This is a genomic window from Streptomyces sp. NPDC001135 (assembly GCF_053598395.1).
Genome location: NZ_JBSFKD010000003.1, coordinates 56,747 through 75,308, shown reverse-complemented (window position 1 = coordinate 75,308; position 18,562 = coordinate 56,747). Strand labels below are relative to the sequence as shown.

Annotated in this window: 14 protein-coding genes and 3 tRNA genes; 8 read left to right on the top strand and 9 right to left on the bottom strand. The window is 72.5% G+C overall.

Annotated elements, in window-relative coordinates:
- Positions 1-22: 22 nt before the first annotated feature.
- The 5 genes from ACWC94_RS05575 (at position 23) to ACWC94_RS05555 (ending at position 8,519) form a co-directional block, all read left to right on the top strand.
- Complete coding sequence (locus ACWC94_RS05575; protein ID WP_450795089.1) at positions 23-2,398, top strand: DNA polymerase III subunit gamma and tau; 2,376 nt, start codon at positions 23-25, stop codon at positions 2,396-2,398.
- Positions 2,399-2,482: 84 nt separating this feature from the next.
- Complete coding sequence (purD, locus tag ACWC94_RS05570; RefSeq protein ID WP_450795088.1) at positions 2,483-3,739, top strand: phosphoribosylamine--glycine ligase; 1,257 nt, start codon at positions 2,483-2,485, stop codon at positions 3,737-3,739.
- A gap of 273 nt (positions 3,740-4,012) precedes the next feature.
- On the top strand, positions 4,013-5,848 hold the full coding sequence (locus ACWC94_RS05565; protein WP_450795087.1) for a hypothetical protein: 1,836 nt from the start codon (positions 4,013-4,015) through the stop codon (positions 5,846-5,848).
- A 201-nt stretch (positions 5,849-6,049) separates the two neighbouring features.
- The gene (locus ACWC94_RS05560) at positions 6,050-7,546 is read left to right on the top strand and encodes a N,N-dimethylformamidase beta subunit family domain-containing protein (protein WP_450795086.1); all 1,497 of its coding nucleotides are present in this window, start codon (positions 6,050-6,052) and stop codon (positions 7,544-7,546) included.
- Positions 7,547-7,619: 73 nt separating this feature from the next.
- Entirely contained in the window at positions 7,620-8,519 is a 900-nt protein-coding gene (locus ACWC94_RS05555; protein WP_450795085.1) for a phosphoribosylaminoimidazolesuccinocarboxamide synthase, read from the top strand.
- Between the two features lie 54 nt (positions 8,520-8,573).
- Here the strand turns inward: ACWC94_RS05555 and ACWC94_RS05550 are convergent.
- The 8 genes from ACWC94_RS05550 to ACWC94_RS05515 all read right to left on the bottom strand — a co-directional run bounded on the left by ACWC94_RS05550 (position 8,574) and on the right by ACWC94_RS05515 (position 13,516).
- Positions 8,574-8,649, bottom strand: a tRNA-Gly gene (locus tag ACWC94_RS05550).
- Between the two features lie 23 nt (positions 8,650-8,672).
- Positions 8,673-9,287, bottom strand: a complete 615-nt coding sequence (locus ACWC94_RS05545) for a response regulator (protein WP_450795084.1) — start codon at positions 9,285-9,287, stop codon at positions 8,673-8,675.
- Positions 9,284-10,528, bottom strand: a complete 1,245-nt coding sequence (locus ACWC94_RS05540; protein ID WP_450795083.1) for a sensor histidine kinase — start codon at positions 10,526-10,528, stop codon at positions 9,284-9,286. Before ACWC94_RS05540 ends, ACWC94_RS05545 begins: the two co-directional genes overlap by 4 nt.
- 28 nt (positions 10,529-10,556) lie before the next feature.
- Positions 10,557-11,366, bottom strand: a complete 810-nt coding sequence (locus ACWC94_RS05535) for an ABC transporter permease (RefSeq protein ID WP_450795082.1) — start codon at positions 11,364-11,366, stop codon at positions 10,557-10,559.
- Between the two features lie 227 nt (positions 11,367-11,593).
- Positions 11,594-12,661: an ABC transporter ATP-binding protein gene (locus ACWC94_RS05530; protein ID WP_450795081.1), complete on the bottom strand. Its 1,068-nt coding sequence runs from the start codon at positions 12,659-12,661 to the stop codon at positions 11,594-11,596.
- Between the two features lie 141 nt (positions 12,662-12,802).
- A tRNA-Gly gene (locus ACWC94_RS05525) sits at positions 12,803-12,878 on the bottom strand.
- Between the two features lie 79 nt (positions 12,879-12,957).
- Positions 12,958-13,029: transfer RNA gene (locus ACWC94_RS05520), tRNA-Gly, on the bottom strand.
- 169 nt (positions 13,030-13,198) lie between these two features.
- A complete protein-coding gene (locus tag ACWC94_RS05515) occupies positions 13,199-13,516 on the bottom strand; it encodes a histone-like nucleoid-structuring protein Lsr2 (RefSeq protein ID WP_031164632.1) in 318 nt (105 codons plus the stop codon).
- A gap of 310 nt (positions 13,517-13,826) precedes the next feature.
- Between ACWC94_RS05515 and purS the strand changes: the two genes are divergently transcribed.
- Genes purS through purL form a run of 3 tightly spaced genes read left to right on the top strand, consistent with a single transcriptional unit; the run spans position 13,827 to position 17,022 of the window.
- The gene (gene purS, locus ACWC94_RS05510) at positions 13,827-14,090 is read left to right on the top strand and encodes a phosphoribosylformylglycinamidine synthase subunit PurS (RefSeq protein ID WP_006133353.1); all 264 of its coding nucleotides are present in this window, start codon (positions 13,827-13,829) and stop codon (positions 14,088-14,090) included.
- The gene (purQ, locus tag ACWC94_RS05505; RefSeq protein WP_450795080.1) at positions 14,087-14,767 is read left to right on the top strand and encodes a phosphoribosylformylglycinamidine synthase subunit PurQ; all 681 of its coding nucleotides are present in this window, start codon (positions 14,087-14,089) and stop codon (positions 14,765-14,767) included. Before purS ends, purQ begins: the two co-directional genes overlap by 4 nt.
- Positions 14,764-17,022: a phosphoribosylformylglycinamidine synthase subunit PurL gene (gene purL / locus ACWC94_RS05500; RefSeq protein WP_450795079.1), complete on the top strand. Its 2,259-nt coding sequence runs from the start codon at positions 14,764-14,766 to the stop codon at positions 17,020-17,022. The genes purQ and purL overlap by 4 nt, the downstream gene beginning before the upstream one ends.
- A 56-nt stretch (positions 17,023-17,078) precedes the next feature.
- On the opposite strand, the gene ACWC94_RS05495 is transcribed toward purL, so the two are convergent.
- Positions 17,079-18,548: an MFS transporter gene (locus ACWC94_RS05495; protein WP_450795078.1), complete on the bottom strand. Its 1,470-nt coding sequence runs from the start codon at positions 18,546-18,548 to the stop codon at positions 17,079-17,081.
- Positions 18,549-18,562 lie beyond the last annotated feature (14 nt).

Sequence of the window (18,562 nt, the reverse complement as noted above, 5' to 3'; positions counted from 1 at the left end):
GGGCGCCTATAACCTCGTATGCGTGTCGTCTCTCGCGCTGTACCGCCGCTATCGCCCGGAGACCTTTGCCGAGGTCATCGGGCAGGAGCATGTCACCGACCCGCTGCAGCAGGCGCTGCGGAACAACCGGGTCAATCACGCGTACCTGTTCAGCGGTCCGCGCGGCTGCGGCAAGACGACCAGCGCGCGGATCCTCGCCCGCTGCCTGAACTGTGAGCAAGGTCCCACGCCGACCCCGTGCGGCGAGTGCCAGTCGTGCCGGGACCTGGCCAGGAACGGACCCGGTTCGATCGACGTCATCGAGATCGACGCCGCTTCCCACGGTGGCGTGGACGACGCCCGTGAGCTGCGCGAGAAGGCCTTCTTCGGTCCCGCGAGCAGCCGGTACAAGATCTACATCATCGACGAGGCCCACATGGTCACGTCGGCCGGCTTCAACGCGCTGCTGAAGGTCGTCGAGGAGCCGCCGGAGCACCTGAAGTTCATCTTCGCCACCACCGAGCCCGAGAAGGTCATCGGCACCATCCGGTCCCGGACCCATCACTACCCCTTCCGGCTGGTCCCGCCCGGCACCCTGAGGGACTACCTCGCCGAGGTGTGCCAGAAGGAGACCATCCCGGTCGAGGACGGCGTGCTGCCCCTCGTCGTGCGGGCCGGTGCCGGTTCCGTGCGTGACTCCATGTCCGTCATGGACCAGCTCCTCGCCGGCGCGAGGGAAGAGGGTGTGACCTATGCCATGGCCACCTCTCTCCTCGGCTACACCGACGGGTCCCTTCTCGACTCCGTCGTCGAGGCCTTCGCGACCGGGGACGGGGCCGCCGCCTTCGAGGTCGTGGACCGTGTCATCGAGGGCGGCAACGACCCGCGGCGGTTCGTCGCCGACCTGCTGGAGCGGTTGCGGGACCTGGTGATCCTCGCCGCCGTTCCGGACGCGGTGGAGAAGGGGCTCCTCGACGCCCCGGCCGACGTCCTGGAGCGGATGCAGGCCCAGGCCTCCACGTTCGGCGCCGCGGAGCTGAGCCGCGCCGCCGACCTGGTCAACGAGGGCCTGACGGAGATGCGCGGCGCCACCTCGCCCCGCCTCCAGCTGGAACTGATCTGCGCGCGTGTGATGCTCCCCGCCGCCTACGGGGACGAGCGGTCCGTGATGGCCCGCCTCGACCGTCTCGAACGCGGTGTCAACTTCTCGGGTGGTGCCGGTGCGCCCGCCGTGGGGTACGTCCCCGGGCCCGAGGCCCACCCCGCCGGTGCCCTGGCATCGCCCGGCGGTGCCCCGATGCCGCCCGTGGGTGCCCCCGTGCCGCCCGGCGGCGGCCCCGCCGCGGCCCGCGCGGCCGTACGCGCGACCAACGGTCCGGGTGCCGGCGGTCCGGGCGTGGGAGGTCCCGGCGTCGGCGGTTCGGCTCCGGCCGCCCCCGCTCCGACGGCCCCCGCTCCGACGGCCCCCGCACCCACGGCCCCGACGGCACCCGCCCCCGCTCCGGCGGCCCCGGCCGCCCCCACGGCCCCCGCCCCCGGTCAGGCCCCGGTGCCGCCGTCCGACGCCCCCGGCGCACCCGCCGCCTCCCCGGCCCCGGCCCCGGCCGCCGCCGCTCCCGGTGCCTGGCCCACCGCCGCTGCCGCCGGAAGCGGCCGGCGCCCCGGTGGCTGGCCCACGGCCGCGGCACCGGCGGGCGGTCAGCAGGACCAGGCCCCCGGCCGGGCACCCGCTGTGCCGCAGCACCAGGCGGACGGCCCCGCGCAGCCGGCCCCCGCGGCCGTGGCGGCACCCGCACCGGCTCCGGCAGCGGCCGCCCCCGCCGGCGGCCTCGACCCGCGTGTGCTCTGGCCGAACATCCTGGAGGCCGTCAAGAACCGCCGCCGCTTCACCTGGATCCTGCTCAGCCAGAACGCCCAGGTGACCGGCTTCGACGGCACCACCCTCCAGCTCGGCTTCGTCAACGCCGGCGCCCGGGACAACTTCGCCGGCAGCGGCAGCGAGGACGTGCTGCGGGCGGCTCTGGCCGAGCAGTTCCACGTGCAGTGGAAGATCGAGGCGGTCGTCGACCCGTCCGGCGGCGGATCCGCTCCCGCGCCCACCGGTGGCTTCGGCGGCGGAGGCGGCTACGGCGGCACGTCCGCCGGAAGCGGTGGTTACGGCGCCCCCGCCGCACCCCGCCCCGCGGCTCCCCAGCCGGCCCCGCAGTCGGCCGGACCCGCGCAGTCCGGCCCCGCCGCTTCCGCCGCACCCACCCCCGCCCCGCGGCCCACGGCGGCCCCCGAGCCGCCGCCCGTCTCCCTCGAGGACGACATCCCCGAGGACGACGACCCGGACCTCGACGAGTCGGCCCTCTCCGGCCACGAACTGATCGTCAAGGAGCTGGGGGCGACGGTGATGGAGGAGTTCTCCAACGAGTAGGCGGACCAGCGCGGGGTTCCTTTGGAGGAAAGTCCAGCAAACCCGGCCCCCGGTCTTCGGCGACCTTGCCAGTAGGCTGACCCCGTGAAGGTCCTCGTCATCGGCAGCGGCGCCCGCGAACACGCCCTGTGCCGCTCCCTGTCCCTCGACCCCGACGTCACCGCGCTGCACTGCGCCCCCGGCAACGCCGGCATCGCCGAGGTCGCCGAGCTGCACCCGGTCGACGCGCTCGACGGCGAGGCGGTCGCCGGACTGGCCGTCGGCCTCGGTGCCGACCTGGTCGTCGTCGGCCCGGAGGCCCCGCTGGTCGCCGGTGTGGCCGACGCCGTCCGCGCGGCGGGCATTCCGGTGTTCGGCCCCTCGAAGGAGGCCGCGCAGCTGGAGGGCTCCAAGGCCTTCGCCAAGGACGTCATGGCGACGGCCGGGGTACCGACCGCCCGCTCCTACGTGTGCACGACGGACGCGGAGGTCGCCGAGGCCCTCGACGCCTTCGGTGCCCCCTACGTCGTCAAGGACGACGGTCTCGCCGCCGGCAAGGGGGTCGTCGTCACCGACGACCTGGACGCCGCCAAGGCACACGCCGCCGCGTGTGAGCGCGTGGTGATCGAGGAGTTCCTCGACGGCCCCGAGGTGTCCCTCTTCGCGATCACCGACGGCGAGACGGTCGTACCGCTCCAGCCCGCCCAGGACTTCAAGCGCGCCCTGGACGGCGACGAGGGTCCGAACACCGGCGGCATGGGCGCGTACTCGCCGCTGCCGTGGGCCGAGCCGAAGCTGGTCGACGAGGTGCTGCAGACGGTCCTGCAGCCGACCGTGGACGAACTGCGCCGCCGCGGCACGCCCTTCTCCGGTCTTCTCTACGCGGGCCTGGCGATCACCGGTCGCGGCGTCCGGGTCATCGAGTTCAACGCCCGCTTCGGCGACCCCGAGACCCAGGTCGTGCTGGCCCGGCTGAGGACCCCGCTGGCCGGCCTCCTGATGGCCGCCGCCACCGGCAACCTCGCCGATCTGCCGCCCCTGCGCTGGAGCGAGGACGCGGCCGTCACGGTCGTCGTCGCCTCGCACAACTACCCCGCCACCCCGCGCACCGGTGACCCGATCACCGGTCTGGACGAGGTGGCCGCCGAGGACGCCCCGCACGCGTACGTCCTGCACGCCGGGACGAAGCGGGACGGCGACGCCGTCGTCAGCGCGGGCGGGCGCGTGCTGTCCGTCACCGCCACCGGCAAGGACCTGACCGAGGCGCGCGAGCGGGCGTACCGGGCGGTGGGCCGGATCCGTCTGGACGGCTCCCAGCACCGCACCGACATCGCCGCGAAGGCGGCGCGGGCAGGCGCCTGACGTACTCTCCTGCCGCCGGCACGACCCTGGGCCCCGGATGTCGAATCCGGGGCCTGGTCTTTGCTGTCTGTCACCCACCTCTGACCAAAGCCATTCCATCGAGTGAGCGATCGCCCATACGGCTGACGGGGGCCGGGGCCCCAACTAGGGTGCCGCGCAGGCGTTCCGGCACTTGGCTCACCGGCATTGCGATGTCAGTGGCGGGTGCCACAGTGGGGGAGTGAGCACCACCAGGTCGGCACGGCATCGGCAGCGAGGGGGTGAGGTCGGCACGTGACCGGAATCGGTGCGGAGGCGGGCGCGCAGGCCGCGCGTTCCCGGGCCCTCGCCGTACTGCGGGTCCGGGGCCGCGCGCTGGGCGTGGCCCTGCTGCCCGCGGCTGCCGCGGTGATCCTGCTGACCGGCGTGTCCACCGGCCACTTCGTCGGCCCGGGCTGGGACGCCGCGCGCTGGGCCGTGGGCGTCCTCGCCGTGCTGGTACTGCTGGCCGCCGCCGGCATCGCCCTGGTCGTGGCCCGGGCCCGCCCCGCCGTCAGCCCGACGGTGCCGATCCCGGAGCAGTCCGCCCCGGACCTGTACCGAATGGTGCGTGACCTCGCCGATCGCCTGGACGTCCCGGCCCCCTCGGCCATAGCGCTCACCCCGGACTGCGACAGCTGGCTGGAGGACCGCGCCCACGCGGCCCACGGCCCGCCCCCGCGCCCGGCGCCCGACGAGATAGCGGGCCCGGGCCGCCGCCGGGTCCCCGTCGCGCCGGTGCTCGTCATCGGCTCGCCGTTCCTGTGGTGGATGAGGGTCGGCGAGCTGCGGGCGGTCCTCGCCCCGGTCATCGCCGGTACGGGCCCTTCGGCGCACCCCGACATAGCGGCCGCCCGGCGCTTTGTGCGCGGCCTGGACGCGGCGGTCGCGGTCGCCTCGACGCCGGGCCGCTGCCCGCTGGTCCGCGGCGGGTGCGCGGCCCTCGGCTGGGTGGCCCGGCTGCTGCTGCGCGGCTGCCGGGAGCACGCGACGCAGATGGAGCGCGGGGTCGCCGCCGCGGCGGCCGAGCGGGCCCAGACCGTCGACTACGGCCTCAGGATCGTCGCCCAGGAGCAGGTCGGCCTCGCCTACGCCGGCTGGGACCGGCTGCTGACCCGGGTCGCGCTGCCCGCGTGGCGGATGGGCCGCTGGCCCTCCGGGCTGGACGCGGGCGTGGTGGCGGCACTGACCGAGCTGTCCCGGCGCGACCGCCTGGCCGAGGGCTTCACCTCCCGGCTGGGCGAGCGCCCCGCCTGTGACCTGCTGGAAGAGCCCGGCGCGGTGGACGAGGCCGCCTCGCTGCTCGCCGCGCGCCTCTTCCACGGCGGTCCCGCGGAGTCCGGCCCGGACTGGGCGCCGGTGGACTGGCAGGCGTATCCGGAGGAGGTCGTGGACCGCACCTGGCGTGCCGACGCGGCCCGTCTGCACCGCGTCCTGGACTCCCTCGGCGTCCGCCCCTCGCTCGACCCCGCGGCCCCCGAGCCCGGTGGCCCCACCCTGGCCCGCGTCCTGGACCACCTCACCGAGCCCGCCACGGAGGCGGCCCTGCGGAGCTCCCCGGCGACCGACCCGCAAGCCGGCGACGGCGGGACCACCCCACAGGGGCCGCCCGCACCCGACCGCGAAGGCCGCGCGGGTGGCCCGGGTGGCGCGGGTGGGAACCCGGACGCCGAAGGCGAGGCCGAGGCGCCGCAGCCGGAGCGCAGCACCACCCTCGCCGCGGGTCTGAGTGCCGCGCTGGCCCGTGAGGAGGCCGTCCCCGGGGGCGCGACCGCCACCGGCCGGAGCCCGGAGAGCGCCCTGTGGGACGACGGTGGGCTTCCGCTGTTCCCGTTGCAGCCCCCGCGCACCGCCCGCGACCTGCTCACCGACCACGTCACGGCGATGGTGTGCTGCGCGGCCGTCGACACCGCCGGCGCGCTGCCCGCCCTGGACTGGCTGGACGGCCCGTCCCTGCTGCTGGACGGCGAGCGCGCCGCGGACCTCACGCCCAGGGTGCTCAGCCTGGTCGAGGAGGGTGACCCGGGACCGCTGCGCGACTGGCTGGCCGCCTCCGGGATACGGCCCGAGAAGCCCGTACGGCTCGTCTGACGGGAGCCTTGTCTTCCAGTTCAGGTCAATTCGCAACGACTAGTGACCGAGCCCGTGCGTTATGTGATGTGCTGGGAGCGACCACGCACCTGGCAAAGGCGGGCGACATACGACAGCACGGCCGAGACCGGGCGCGTACCACCGAGCACGTCGAGCACCACCGAGACAGGACGACACGGGGGCATGAGGGAGGGGACGGCCATGGCCTCGGACCACGTTCGCCGCTGGGAGTCCGGAGCACTCGCGCACGCCGTCACGGATCCTTTCGGCCAGGGCCCCCTGCCCTGGCTGCGCGGCAGTGAGACCTACTTCGGGGACACCGGTCAGGTCGTGCCCTGGTACGTCGACCCGAGCCCGCAGCAGATCACCGACGGCCGGCCCCGGGTGCCCGCGCCGCGTGCGGGCGGCACCGGTCCCCGCGCGGCCGACGACGTGCACCGCCAGATCAAGGGCTTCACCTCCACCGGCGCGGTCAGGCCCGGCGAGGCGATCGACTTCCACGTCACGGTCGACCCGCCGCAGGAGTTCAGCGTCGACGTCTACCGGATCGGCCACTACGGCGGCGACGGTGCCTCCAAGATCACCACCAGCCCCCGGCTGTCCGGCATCGTCCAGCTCCCGCCGCTGGCCGCCGACCGCACGGTCTCCTGCCACCACTGGTGGCTGTCCTGGCGCCTCCAGGTGCCCTCCCACTGGCGCGTCGGCGCCTATGTGGCCGTCCTCACCACCGCCGACGGCTACCGCTCCCACGTGCCGTTCACGGTCCGCGACGACCACCCCGCCGACCTGCTCCTGCTGCTGCCGGACATCACCTGGCAGGCGTACAACCTGTATCCGGAGGACGGCCGCACCGGCGCCAGCCTCTACCACGCCTGGGACGAGGAGGGCCGGCTGCTCGGCGAGGCCGACGCGGCGACCACGGTCTCCTTCGACCGTCCCTACGCGGGCGCGGGCCTGCCCCTGCACGTCGGGCACGCCTACGACTTCATCCGCTGGGCCGAGCGCTACGGCTACGACCTCGCCTACGCCGACGCCCGCGATCTGCACGGCGGCCGCGTCGACCCCACCCGCTACCGGGGCCTGGTCTTCCCCGGCCACGACGAGTACTGGTCGGTGCCGATGCGCCGGGCCGTCGAGGTCGCCCGGGACCGGGGCACCTCACTGGTCTTCCTCTCCGCCAACACCATGTACTGGCAGGTGGAGCTGGGTCCGTCCCCGTCCGGCGTCCCGGACCGGCTGCTGACCTGCCGCAAGCGCAAGGGCCCCGGAAGGCCGGTGCTGTGGCGCGAGATCGACCGGCCCGAGCAGCAACTGGTCGGCATCCAGTACGCGGGCCACGTCCCCGAACCGCACCCGCTGATCGTCCGCAACGCGGGCCACTGGCTGTGGGAGGCGACGGGCGCGCACGAGGGCGACGAGATCGAGGGTCTGGTCGCGGGCGAGGCCGACCGGTACTTCCCGCGCACCCCGCTGCCCGAGCACGACGAGCGCATCCTGCTCGCCCACTCCCCGTACACCGACGGCGAGGGCGCCCTGCGCCACCAGGAGACCTCCCTGTACCGCGCCCCCTCCGGCGCCTGGGTCTTCGCCTCCGGCACCTTCGCCTGGTCCCCGGCCCTGGACCGCCCCGGCCATGTGGACCCCCGTGTCCAGCGCGCCACGGCGAACCTGCTGGACCGTATCTGCAAACGCGACTGACGACCCCCCGGCCGCGGTGGACCAGCGCATACGGGAGAATCGAGGCACTTGGACAGAACCACGGGGAGGAACCGTGTCCGGATTCGTAGAAAAGCCCGAGCCGATTCAGGTTCCGGGCCTGGTGCACCTGCACACCGGAAAGGTGCGCGAGCTGTACCAGAACGAGGCGGGCGACCTCGTGATGGTCGCCAGCGACCGCATGTCCGCCTACGACTGGGTGCTGCCCACGGAGATCCCCGACAAGGGGCGCGTCCTCACCCAGCTCTCCCTGTGGTGGTTCGACCAGCTGCGCGACCTGGCCCCGAACCACGTCATCAGCACCGAGCTGCCCGCGGGCGCCCCCGCCGACTGGGCGGGCCGCACGCTGGTCTGCAAGTCCCTGAAGATGGTCCCGGTCGAGTGCGTGGCCCGGGGCTACCTCACCGGCTCGGGCCTGCTCGAGTACGACGAGTCCCGTACGGTCTGCGGCCTCGCCCTGCCCGAAGGCCTCGTCGACGGCTCCGAACTGCCCGCCCCGATCTTCACCCCGGCCACCAAGGCCGAGGTCGGCGAGCACGACGAGAACGTCTCCTACGAGGAGGTCGCCCGCCAGGTCGGCGCCGAGACCGCCGCCCAGTTGCGCCAGGCCACGCTCGCCGTGTACTCCCGCGCCCGGGACATCGCCCGCGAGCGGGGGATCATCCTGGCGGACACCAAGTTCGAGTTCGGCTTCGACGGTGACACCCTCGTCCTCGCCGACGAGGTCCTCACCCCGGACTCCTCCCGCTTCTGGCCGGCCGACCACTGGCAGCCGGGCCGCGCCCAGCCGTCGTACGACAAGCAGTTCGTGCGGAACTGGCTGACCTCGGCCGAGTCCGGCTGGGACCGCAGGAGCGAGCAGCCCCCGCCGCCGCTGCCGCAGGAGGTCGTGGAGGCGACCCGGCGGAAGTACGTGGAGGCGTACGAGCGGCTGACGGGCATGAGCTGGTCATGACCCCCGAGCGGTGACGCAACGCGAAAGGCCCCCGGAGGAACCCGGGGGCCTTACTGGAGCGGACGACGAGGCTCGAACTCGCGACCTCAACCTTGGCAAGGTTGCGCTCTACCAACTGAGCTACGTCCGCGTTGCGCCGTGGCGCGAGAGCAACTATACCCAACCTCGCTCCCGTGCGAGACGCACTGCCGCATGACGGTTTTCCGCACCGAGCTTCGTGACCGCCGAGGAGAGGTAGTTCCGCACGGTCCCCGGGGACAGCGCGGCCCGCTCGGCGATCTCCGCGATCGGCGCTCCGTCGGCCGCCAGCTCCAGCACCTCGGCCTCCCGCGCGGTCAGCGGCGAGTCCCCGGCGGAGATCGCGTCGGCGGCCAACTCCGGGTCCACATAGCGGCTTCCGGCGTGCACGGTCCGGATGATCTCGGCGAGCCGCTGCGCGCTGACCGTCTTGGGGACGAACCCCCGCACACCGGCCGCGAGCGCCCGTTTCAGGTGGCCGGGCCGCCCGTGTCCGGTGACGATCAGTACCCGGCAGGCGGGCAGTTCGGCCCGCAGGGATGTGGCGACCTTCACACCGTCGGCGCCCGGCATCTGCAGGTCGAGTACGGCGACATCGGGTGCGTGGGCCCGCGCCATCGCCAGCGCCTCGGGTCCGCTGGCTGCCTCCGCCACGACGAGGAGATCGTCCTCCAGCGACAGCAGCGCGGCCAGCGCGCCGCGGATCAGATGCTCGTCGTCGGCGAGCAACAGCCGTACCGGGGTGCTCATGACGTCACTTCACTCACTTCCTGCTTCAGGGGCACCTCTGCCACCAACCGGAACCGCGCCTCGGACACCGCGCCCGCCTCCAAGGTGCCGCCGACGGCCGCGAGCCGCTCCCGCAGCCCCGTGAGCCCGGAACCCCCACCCCCGTCGGGGGTTCCGGGCAGCCCGTCGTTCTCCACCGTCAGCACCGCACGCCCCTGAAGCACCCGCAGGCGCAGCGTGCAGCACCCAGCGTCCCCGTGCCGCAGCACGTTGGTGGTCGCCTCGCGGACCACCCAGCCGAGCGCCGACTGCACCTCGGCGGGCAGCCCCGTCGTCTCCGCGCTGACCTCGCAGTCGATCCCGGCGGCCGTCAACACCCCCTGGGCGCCGGTGAGTTCGGCCCCCAGGTCGGCCTCCCGGTAGCCGCGTACGACGGCCCGCACCTCGCGCTGGGACTCCTGCGCGATGCGCTGCACCTCGATCATCTGCTCCACGGCCTCCGGCCGCCCCCGCCGGGCGAGTTGGACGGCCAGCTCACTCTTGAGCGAGATCACGGACAGGTTCCGGCCGAGCACGTCGTGCAGATCCCGGCCGAACCGCAGCCGCTCCTCCGCGACGGCGAGCCGGGCCTCGATCTCCCGGGCGCGTTCGGCCTCCCAGAGCACGGACAGGGTCCATGCACCGCAACGGCCGGCGATCAGGGAGAAGCCGGTGGCGAAGGCGGTGATCGTCCCGGTGGCGAACACCCCGAGACCGGTGGGACGCGGGACGGCGAAGACGGCCGTGATCAGCGCCGAGAGGCCCCCGAACCGCACCAGGAAGTGCCGGATCGGCACGGTGAGCGCGTACAGCATCCCGAAGGTGGTGAGCACCGCCCCGAGGGCGAGCCGGGCGGTCGACGGATCGGTCCCGCCGACGGCGTGGAGCGCCGCGGTCACCGCGAGCGCCAGGCCGAGAAGGACGGCGGCGCCCCGCTGGGCGTGCGGCCGGAGCGCGGCGCGCCCGAGGAAGTGGTCGAGAGCGGGCCGCAGAAGCCGGCCGGCGGTCGCGCACTGCAGCACGTTCACGGCGACGAGCAGCAGGGCGAGGGCCATCGGCAGGGGCCGCCGGTGCAGCCCGGTGGTGAGGGGGAACAGGAGCCAGGAGAGTGAGAACACCCAGATGCTGGCGTGCCAGGTGATCAGGCTCTGCAGCTCGACCCGCTCCGCCTTGCTCCGCCGCCCCCAGTGCCGCTGCTGCCACCCTCGTATCCGGCTCACCATGCGCGCCCGTCCCCCGTCGCTTCCGTGCTCAGCGCCGCGGTTCCCACCGGAACCGCCGCCGTACAGCAAACACCGCGAGGAAGATCCAGGCCAACGCGGTCACGAGGGCGCCCAGTGCCTCGCCGGTGCTCAACTGGCCCGTCCAGCCGCCTCGGACGAGCCGGATCGCCGGGGACAGCGGGAGCAGTTCGCAGACGGTGGCCAGCTTGTCCGGCATGGACTCGGTCGGGAAGGTGATCCCGGAGCCGGCCATCGACACGAACATCAGCGGCAGCGCGGTGACCTGGCCGCTCTCCACGGTCCGGGTGAAGGACGCGGTGAGCGCGGCGAGCGCGGCACTGACCAGGTAACCGGCCAGCAGCCCGGGCAGGACCAGATACGGCGCCCTGGGCGCGCCGGTGTGCAGCAGGGCTGCGCACCCGGCGCACAGCACCAGCGCCTGGGCGAGCCCGATGCCGAGCGCGGGCAGGGCGGTGCCGGTGAGGATCTCGACGTCGGAGAGCTCGCCGGTGCGCAGCCGCTTGAGGACGAGTTCCTCGCGGCGGGCGACGTAGGCGTTCACCAGCGAGGTGTACACGGCGAAGAGGAAGGAGAAGCCGATCGCGGCCGTCAGCAGGGTGGTGCCGAGGGTCAGTCCCTGCTTCTTCAGGTCCAGCTGGTCGATGGCCGGCCGCATGCTGAAGGGCAGTATCAGCGGCACGGTCAGTGCGGTGAACACGACCCCGCGGTTGCGGCCGAGCAGCGCGAGCTCCGCCCGCCCCAGCGCCCCCAGCCGCCGGCCCACCGCCGCCCACTCCTTCCCCCCACCGCCCCGGCCCGCCACCCGCACGCCGCTCATGTCACGCTCCTCCCTCTGGACCCCGCCGTCGCCACCGCCTCCGGCACGGACCTGCGCGACGCCCCCGCCGGCGCCGGCCTCGCCGAGGTGCCCTGTGTCCCCGCCACCGTCTCCGACTCCGGCCGGCCCTCCGGCCCCGTCCCGGACCCGCAGTCGGCCCCCGCTCACGCCGTGCCCCCGGACCCCGTCCACCCCGTCGCGCCCCGTCGCGCGTGCCTCCGTCCCGCTCACGCCGCCGCCTCCTGCGCCTGCTCGCGGGCGATCCCCAGGAACGCCTCCTCCAGTGACGCCGAGCGCATGTCCAGTGCGCGCAGCTCGACTCCGGTCCGCTCGGCCCAGGCCAGGACGCCGGTCGCGGTCCGCTGCAGCTGGGTCGTCCGCAGCCGTACGACCCTTCCGTCGCTCTCGTGGTCGCAGACGCCGAGGTCGGCCAGGGGCGGCAGGTCGCCGAGGAAGTAGCCGTCGGGCAGTTCGAAGGTCATCCGGGAGGGCCGGCCCGCGGTGACCTCGGCCGGGGTTCCGGAGGCCGCGATCCGTCCCTCGTGCAGGATGGCGAGCCGGTCGGCGAGACCCTCGGCCTCCTCCAGGTAGTGGGTGGTGAGCAGCACCGTCGTGCCCGCGTCGCGCAGCCCGCGCACCAACTGCCAGGTGTCCCGGCGGCCTTCCGCGTCGAGCCCGGTCGTCGGCTCGTCGAGGAAGAGCACCTCGGGATCGCCGAGCAGGGCGAGCGCCAGGTCGAGCCGCCGCCGCTCACCGCCGGAGAGCTGTTTGACCCGCACCCCGTGTTTGCCGGCCAGCCCGACCAGCTCCAGCACCTCGGCCGTCCTTCGGCTCGTTCGCCTCCAGGGCGCTCCAGCCGGCGTCGGGGCCGCGACCGTGCCCAGCCTTTCGGGCTTCCGCGCGCTCGCACCCCCGACACCGGCGCGCCCTTTCGGCCCACTCGCGGCCGGGCGGGCCCCGCTCGTGCATCCCGCCCACATCCGGGCGGTCTCGGCGACGGTCAGTTCGGCCGGGAAGCCGCCCTCCTGGAGCATCACGCCGGTGCGGGGCCGTACGGCCGTCCGTTCCCGGTAGGGGTCGTGGCCGAGGACCCGGACCCGGCCCCCGGCGGGTGCGGCGAGGCCCTCCAGCAGTTCGACCGTCGACGTCTTGCCCGCCCCGTTGGTGCCGAGCAGGGCGAAGATCTCCCCGCGGGCCACGGAGAAGCTGATTCCGCGTACGGCCTCGAACCCGCCCCCGTAGACGCGCCTGAGATCGGTGACCTCAATCACGTGTTCGTGCTCGTCGTAGTGCATGAAGCCAGCGTCCCGGCGCCCGGGCCGGGTCGGCAGTGCGCGCTGTCATCGCTCGGCATGACAAATGTCAGAGGCGCACGGAGCGGGTCGGAGCCATGCGTGCACGAAAAAACCCCGGTATCGACGACCGGGGCTTCCCCTTGGAGCGGACGACGAGGCTCGAACTCGCGACCTCAACCTTGGCAAGGTTGCGCTCTACCAACTGAGCTACGTCCGCACTGCTCCCGACCGGCTCCCACCGATCGGTGCGAGCACCAGCCTACCTGATCCACACGAGTGGTTGTGACCGGTGCCAGAGCGGGTGACAGGAATCGCACACTGCGCCTTCCCCCTGGAAGGGGGATGTTCTGCTACTGAACTACACCCGCACGATCCTCGGGGTTTCGGCCTTTTCGGCCTCGCCCCTCGGCGTGCTCCAGACATTAGCTGATCAGCAGGGGGGTCGCGCAAGTCGGCTCCCCCTGGTTGCCCGTTATGCCCAAGTGCACGGTCCTCAGGGTCCGCTGACGGGCCCTGAGGACTGCCCCTTCGCGGGCTTCACTGCGCGGCGCTGAAGGCCTCGTAGACCTTCTTGGGGATGCGTCCGCGGGCCGGGACGTCCATCTTGTTGGCCTGGGCCCAGGCACGGACGGCCGCCGGGTCGGGGGCGACCTCCGTCTGCTTGTACGCCTTGCCGGAGCGCGACCGCTTGCGGCCGGCCTCGACGTAGGGCGCGAGCGCCTTGCGCAGTTTCTTGGCGTTGGTTTCGTTCAGGTCGATCTCGTACGACTTGCCGTCGAGTCCGAAGGCGATCGTTTCCGCCGCTTCCGAGCCGTCGATGTCGTCAAAGAGCGTGACCACGACCTTTTGCGCCACGAATATCGGTCCCTTCGTGCGGCACGTCGATACAGCTCAACGGCGATGACGTGCCGAGTATCGGCTATTGCCAATTCATTTGTACAGTGCTCGGCAATGCAAAGTGAAGCCCGACTAAATCCGCCCGCGTGTCCGAACACAATAGGTGGACGGGGTGGACCGTCGAACTTTCCCAGAACTTTTCACGGCGGTACGGCTTCGACACCCGATCGTGATGCGCCTCACGTAGTTTCCTACAACTCTACTCGCGTAGAAATTTTGTGCGGGTAGTCTGAAGGAACCTGCTCAGCACCACACACCGGGAGTGCCAGTGGCACGCGTCGTAGTCGACGTCATGCTCAAGCCGGAGATCCTCGACCCCCAGGGCCAGGCGGTCCAGCGTGCGCTGCCGCGTCTGGGTTTCGAAGGGATCTCGGACGTACGTCAGGGAAAGCGTTTCGAACTGGAAGTTGACGGGCCCGTTGACGAGGCCGCGCTCGCCCGCATCCACGACCTTGCGGAATCCTTCCTCGCCAACACGGTGATCGAGGACTTCACCGTCAGGGTCGAAGAAGTCGCGGAGGCGGCCAAGTGACCGCTCGTATTGGCGTCGTCACTTTCCCGGGCAGCCTCGACGACCGGGACACCCAGCGCGCGATCCGCCTCGCGGGTGCCGAACCGGTCGCCCTGTGGCACAAGGACAGGGACCTCAAGCAGGTCGACGCCGTGGTCCTCCCCGGCGGTTTCTCCTATGGCGACTATCTGCGGGCCGGAGCCATCTCCCGGTTCTCGCCGGTGATGGAGACCGTCATCGAGCAGGCGAAGGCCGGCCTGCCGGTCCTCGGCATCTGCAACGGCTTCCAGGTCCTCACCGAGGCCCACCTCCTCCCGGGCGGCATGCTCGGCAACGACCACCTCCACTTCATCTGCCGCGACCAGAAGCTGCGGGTGGAGAACGCGGAGACCTCCTGGACCGGTGACTACCGCCAGGGCCAGGAGATCCACATCCCGCTGAAGAACATGGACGGCCGGTACGTCGCCGACGCGTACACGCTCGACAAGCTGGAGGCGGAGGGCCGCGTCGTCTTCCGGTACCTGGACTTCAACCCGAACGGCTCGCTCAACGACATCGCCGGCATCACCAACGAGGCCGGGAACGTCGTCGGCCTCATGCCGCACCCGGAGCACGCCGTCGAGCCGCTGGTCGGTACGGGCCGTACCGACGGGCTGCCGTTCTTCACCTCGATCCTCAAGAAGCTGGTCAACGCATGAGCCGGACGCCTCTGGACACGGTCGAGCACGCGGCCGCGACCCCCGACGTCGAGCTGCCCTGGGCCGAACTCGGCCTGAAGAAGGACGAGTACGAGCGCGTGGTCGAGATCCTCGGCCGCCGGCCCACCGGTGCCGAGCTCGCCATGTACTCCGTCATGTGGTCCGAGCACTGCTCGTACAAGTCCTCCAAGGTCCACCTGCGCCAGTTCGGCGAGAAGGCACCGCAGAGCGACGCGCTCCTGGTGGGCATCGGTGAGAACGCGGGCGTCGTCGACGTCGGCCAGGGTTACGCGGTCACCTTCAAGGTCGAGTCGCACAACCACCCGTCGTACGTCGAGCCCTACCAGGGCGCGGCCACCGGTGTCGGCGGCATCGTCCGCGACATCATCGCGATGGGTGCCCGCCCGGTCGCGGTGGTCGACCCCCTGCGCTTCGGCGCGGCGGACCATCCGGACACCAAGCGGGTCCTCCCGGGTGTGGTCGCGGGCATCGGCGGCTACGGCAACTGCCTGGGTCTGCCGAACATCGGCGGCGAGGTCGTCTTCGACTCCTGCTACCAGGGAAACCCGCTGGTCAACGCCGGTGCCATCGGCGTGATGCGGCACGAGGACATCCACCTCGCCAAGGCCTCCGGCGCCGGCAACAAGGTCATCCTCTACGGCGCCCGCACGGGCGGCGACGGCATCGGCGGCGCGTCGATCCTGGCCTCGGAGACCTTCGACGACGCGAAGCCGAGCAAGCGCCCGGCGGTCCAGGTCGGCGACCCCTTCCAGGAGAAGCTCCTCATCGAGTGCACCCTGGAGGCCTTCCAGGAGAAGCTGGTCGTCGGCATCCAGGACCTGGGCGCGGCCGGCCTGTCCTGCGCCACGTCCGAGCTGGCGTCGAACGGCTCCGGCGGTATGCGTGTGACGCTGGACGACGTCCCCCTGCGTGACTCGACCCTGTCTCCTGAGGAGATCCTCATGAGCGAGTCGCAGGAACGCATGTGCGCGGTCGTGGAACCGGAGAAGGTCGACCGCTTCCTGGAGATCTGCGCCAAGTGGGACGTGATCGCCACGGTCATCGGTGAGGTGACGGACGGCGACCGCCTGGAGATCTACTGGCACGGCGGCAAGATCGTCGACGTCGACCCGCGCACGGTCGCCCACGAGGGCCCGGTGTACGAGCGCCCGTACGCCCGCCCGTCCTGGCAGGACGCCCTCCAGGCCGACGACGCGAACAAGCTGCCGCGTCCGTCGTCGAGCGAGGAGCTGAAGGACCAGGTCCTGAAGCTGGTCGGCTCCCCGAACCAGGCGTCGAAGAAGTGGATCACGTCCCAGTACGACCACTTCGTGCAGGGCAACACCGTCCTCGCCCAGCCGGAGGACTCCGGCATGATCCGCGTGGACGAGGAGACCGGCCTCGGCGTCGCCATCGCGACGGACGGCAACGGCCGCTACGCCAAGCTCGACCCGTACACGGGCGCGCAGCTGGCCCTGGCGGAGGCGTACCGGAACGTGGCGACGACGGGGGCCAAGCCGCTCGCGGTGTCGGACTGCCTGAACTTCGGCTCGCCCGAGGACCCGGCGGTCATGTGGCAGTTCGCGGAGGCGGTGCGCGGTCTGGCGGACGGCTGTCAGCAGCTGGGCACCCCGGTGACCGGCGGCAACGTGTCCCTGTACAACCAGACGGGCGAGGCGGCGATCCACCCGACGCCGGTCGTGGCGGTCCTGGGTGTGATCGACGACGTGGCCCGCCGCACGCCGGTCGCCTTCCAGGAGGAGGGCCAACTGATCTACCTCCTCGGTGACACCCGCGAGGAGTTCGGCGGCTCGGCCTGGTCCCAGGTGGTCCACGACCACCTCGGCGGCCTGCCCCCGGCCGTGGACCTGGAGCGGGAACGCCTGCTGGCCGAGATCCTCGTCTCCGCCTCCCGCGACGGCATGATCGACTCCGCGCACGACCTGTCCGACGGCGGTCTGGTCCAGGCGGTCGTGGAGTCCGCGCTGCTCGGCGGCAAGGGCGCGCGTCTGGTCGTACCCGACGGCCTCGACGCCTTCACCTTCCTCCTCTCCGAGTCGGCCGGCCGCGCGATCGTCGCCGTCCCCCGCTCGGAGGAGGTCCGCTTCAACGACATGTGCGGTGCGCGTGGCCTGCCGGCCACCCGGATCGGTGTCGTGGACGGCGCGGCCGTGGAGGTCCAGGGCGAGTTCACCCTCACGCTGGAGGAGCTGCGCAAGGCACACGAGGAGACGATTCCGGCACTGCTGGCATAAGCAGCGGGTCTTCTCCACCCCTGAGGGCCCCGCCTGTTCCGACGGGCGGGGCCGCTTCACGCACCGGCCACGGCGCTCGCGGTGCGTTCCTGCCCCCGCACCGGCCGGGCCTTCGGCAGCCGCAGGGCGAGCAGCAGGCACAGGGCCATCAGCCCCGCCCCGCACAGGAACACCCCGTCCAGTGCGGACACGTACGCCGTCATGCCCGCCGTGCGGTCCGCTCCGCCCAGGGCGGCCAGGGAGCCGACGTCACCGGGGCCGTCGTAGAGGCGGCTGAGGAGGGTGCCGAACAGGGTGGCGCCCAGGGCTCCGCCGAGGGTCTGGAAGAAGCGGATCGCGGTGGTGGCGACGCCGAGCCGGTGGCGCGGCGCCTCCTGCTGCACCAGCTGGATCAGCTGGCCGAGGAGTTGGCCGAAGCCGAGGCCGATGAGGAGCATGGCCGCCCGCAGCTGCCACAGGGGGGTGTGGGTGCCGGTGGTGGCCAGCAGCAGGTAGGCGGCCGTGCCGACCACCGAACCGCTGATCACGAACGTCCGCTCGGACCAGCCGCGTGCGGTGAGCCGCCCGGTGGCGAGGCCGACCGCCATGATGCCCGCCGCCATCGGAGCCAGATAGAGACCGGCGGAGGAGCTGGTGATGCCCCGGACGAGCTGGAGGTAGACCAGTACGCAGTAGATGGCGCCCGTCATGGCCGCGCCCATCAGCCCCTGGATCGCGAAGCCCAGGCGCAGCTCGCGGATGCGGAACAGCGAGGGCGGCAGGATCGGCTCGGTGGCGGTGAACTGGCGGCGCAGGAAGAGCCCGAGAGCGGTGGCACAGGCCAGGGTCAGGCCGACGACCTGCGGGGACGTCCAGGCGTACTGCTTGCCGCCCCACTCGGTGACCAGCAGCAGCGCGGTGGAGAACGCGGCGGCGAGCGCGGCACCGGAGAAGTCGACCGAGCGGGCGGCGGCGGGGCGGGGGAGTTTCAGTACGACGACGGCGGTGGCCAGGGCGGCGATGCCGAGCGGCAGATTGACGTAGAACGCCCAGCGCCAGCTCGCGTGGTCGGCGAGGAAGCCGCCGACCCAGGGCCCCACGGCGATCCCGCCGCCCGCGACGATCCCACCGGTGCCCGCGCCCTTGTTCTTCTCGCCGTTCGGCCCGGCCAGCTGCGCGATCACGACCATCGTCACGCTCATCAGCCCGCCCGCGCCGATGCCCTGCACGGCCCGGGACGCGATCAGCCAGCCGATCGACTGGGCGGCGCCGCACAGCGCCGAGCCGCTCAGGAAGGCACCGAGGGCGCCGAGGAAGACCGGCTTGGCGCCGAGGGTGTCGCACAGCCTGCCGTAGAGCGGGAGCATCGCGGCCGAGGCCAGGGAGAAGGCGCTGAGCAGCCAGGGCATCGTGTCGATCCCGTGGTCGGGGTCGAGGTCCCGGACGATCGGGAAGGTGACGGCGGACACGATCTGGGTGTCCAGGACGGCCAGGACGATCGTGACCAGACAGACGAGAAGGCCGATCTTGCGCTGGGTTTCGGTCATGGACACCACCATGC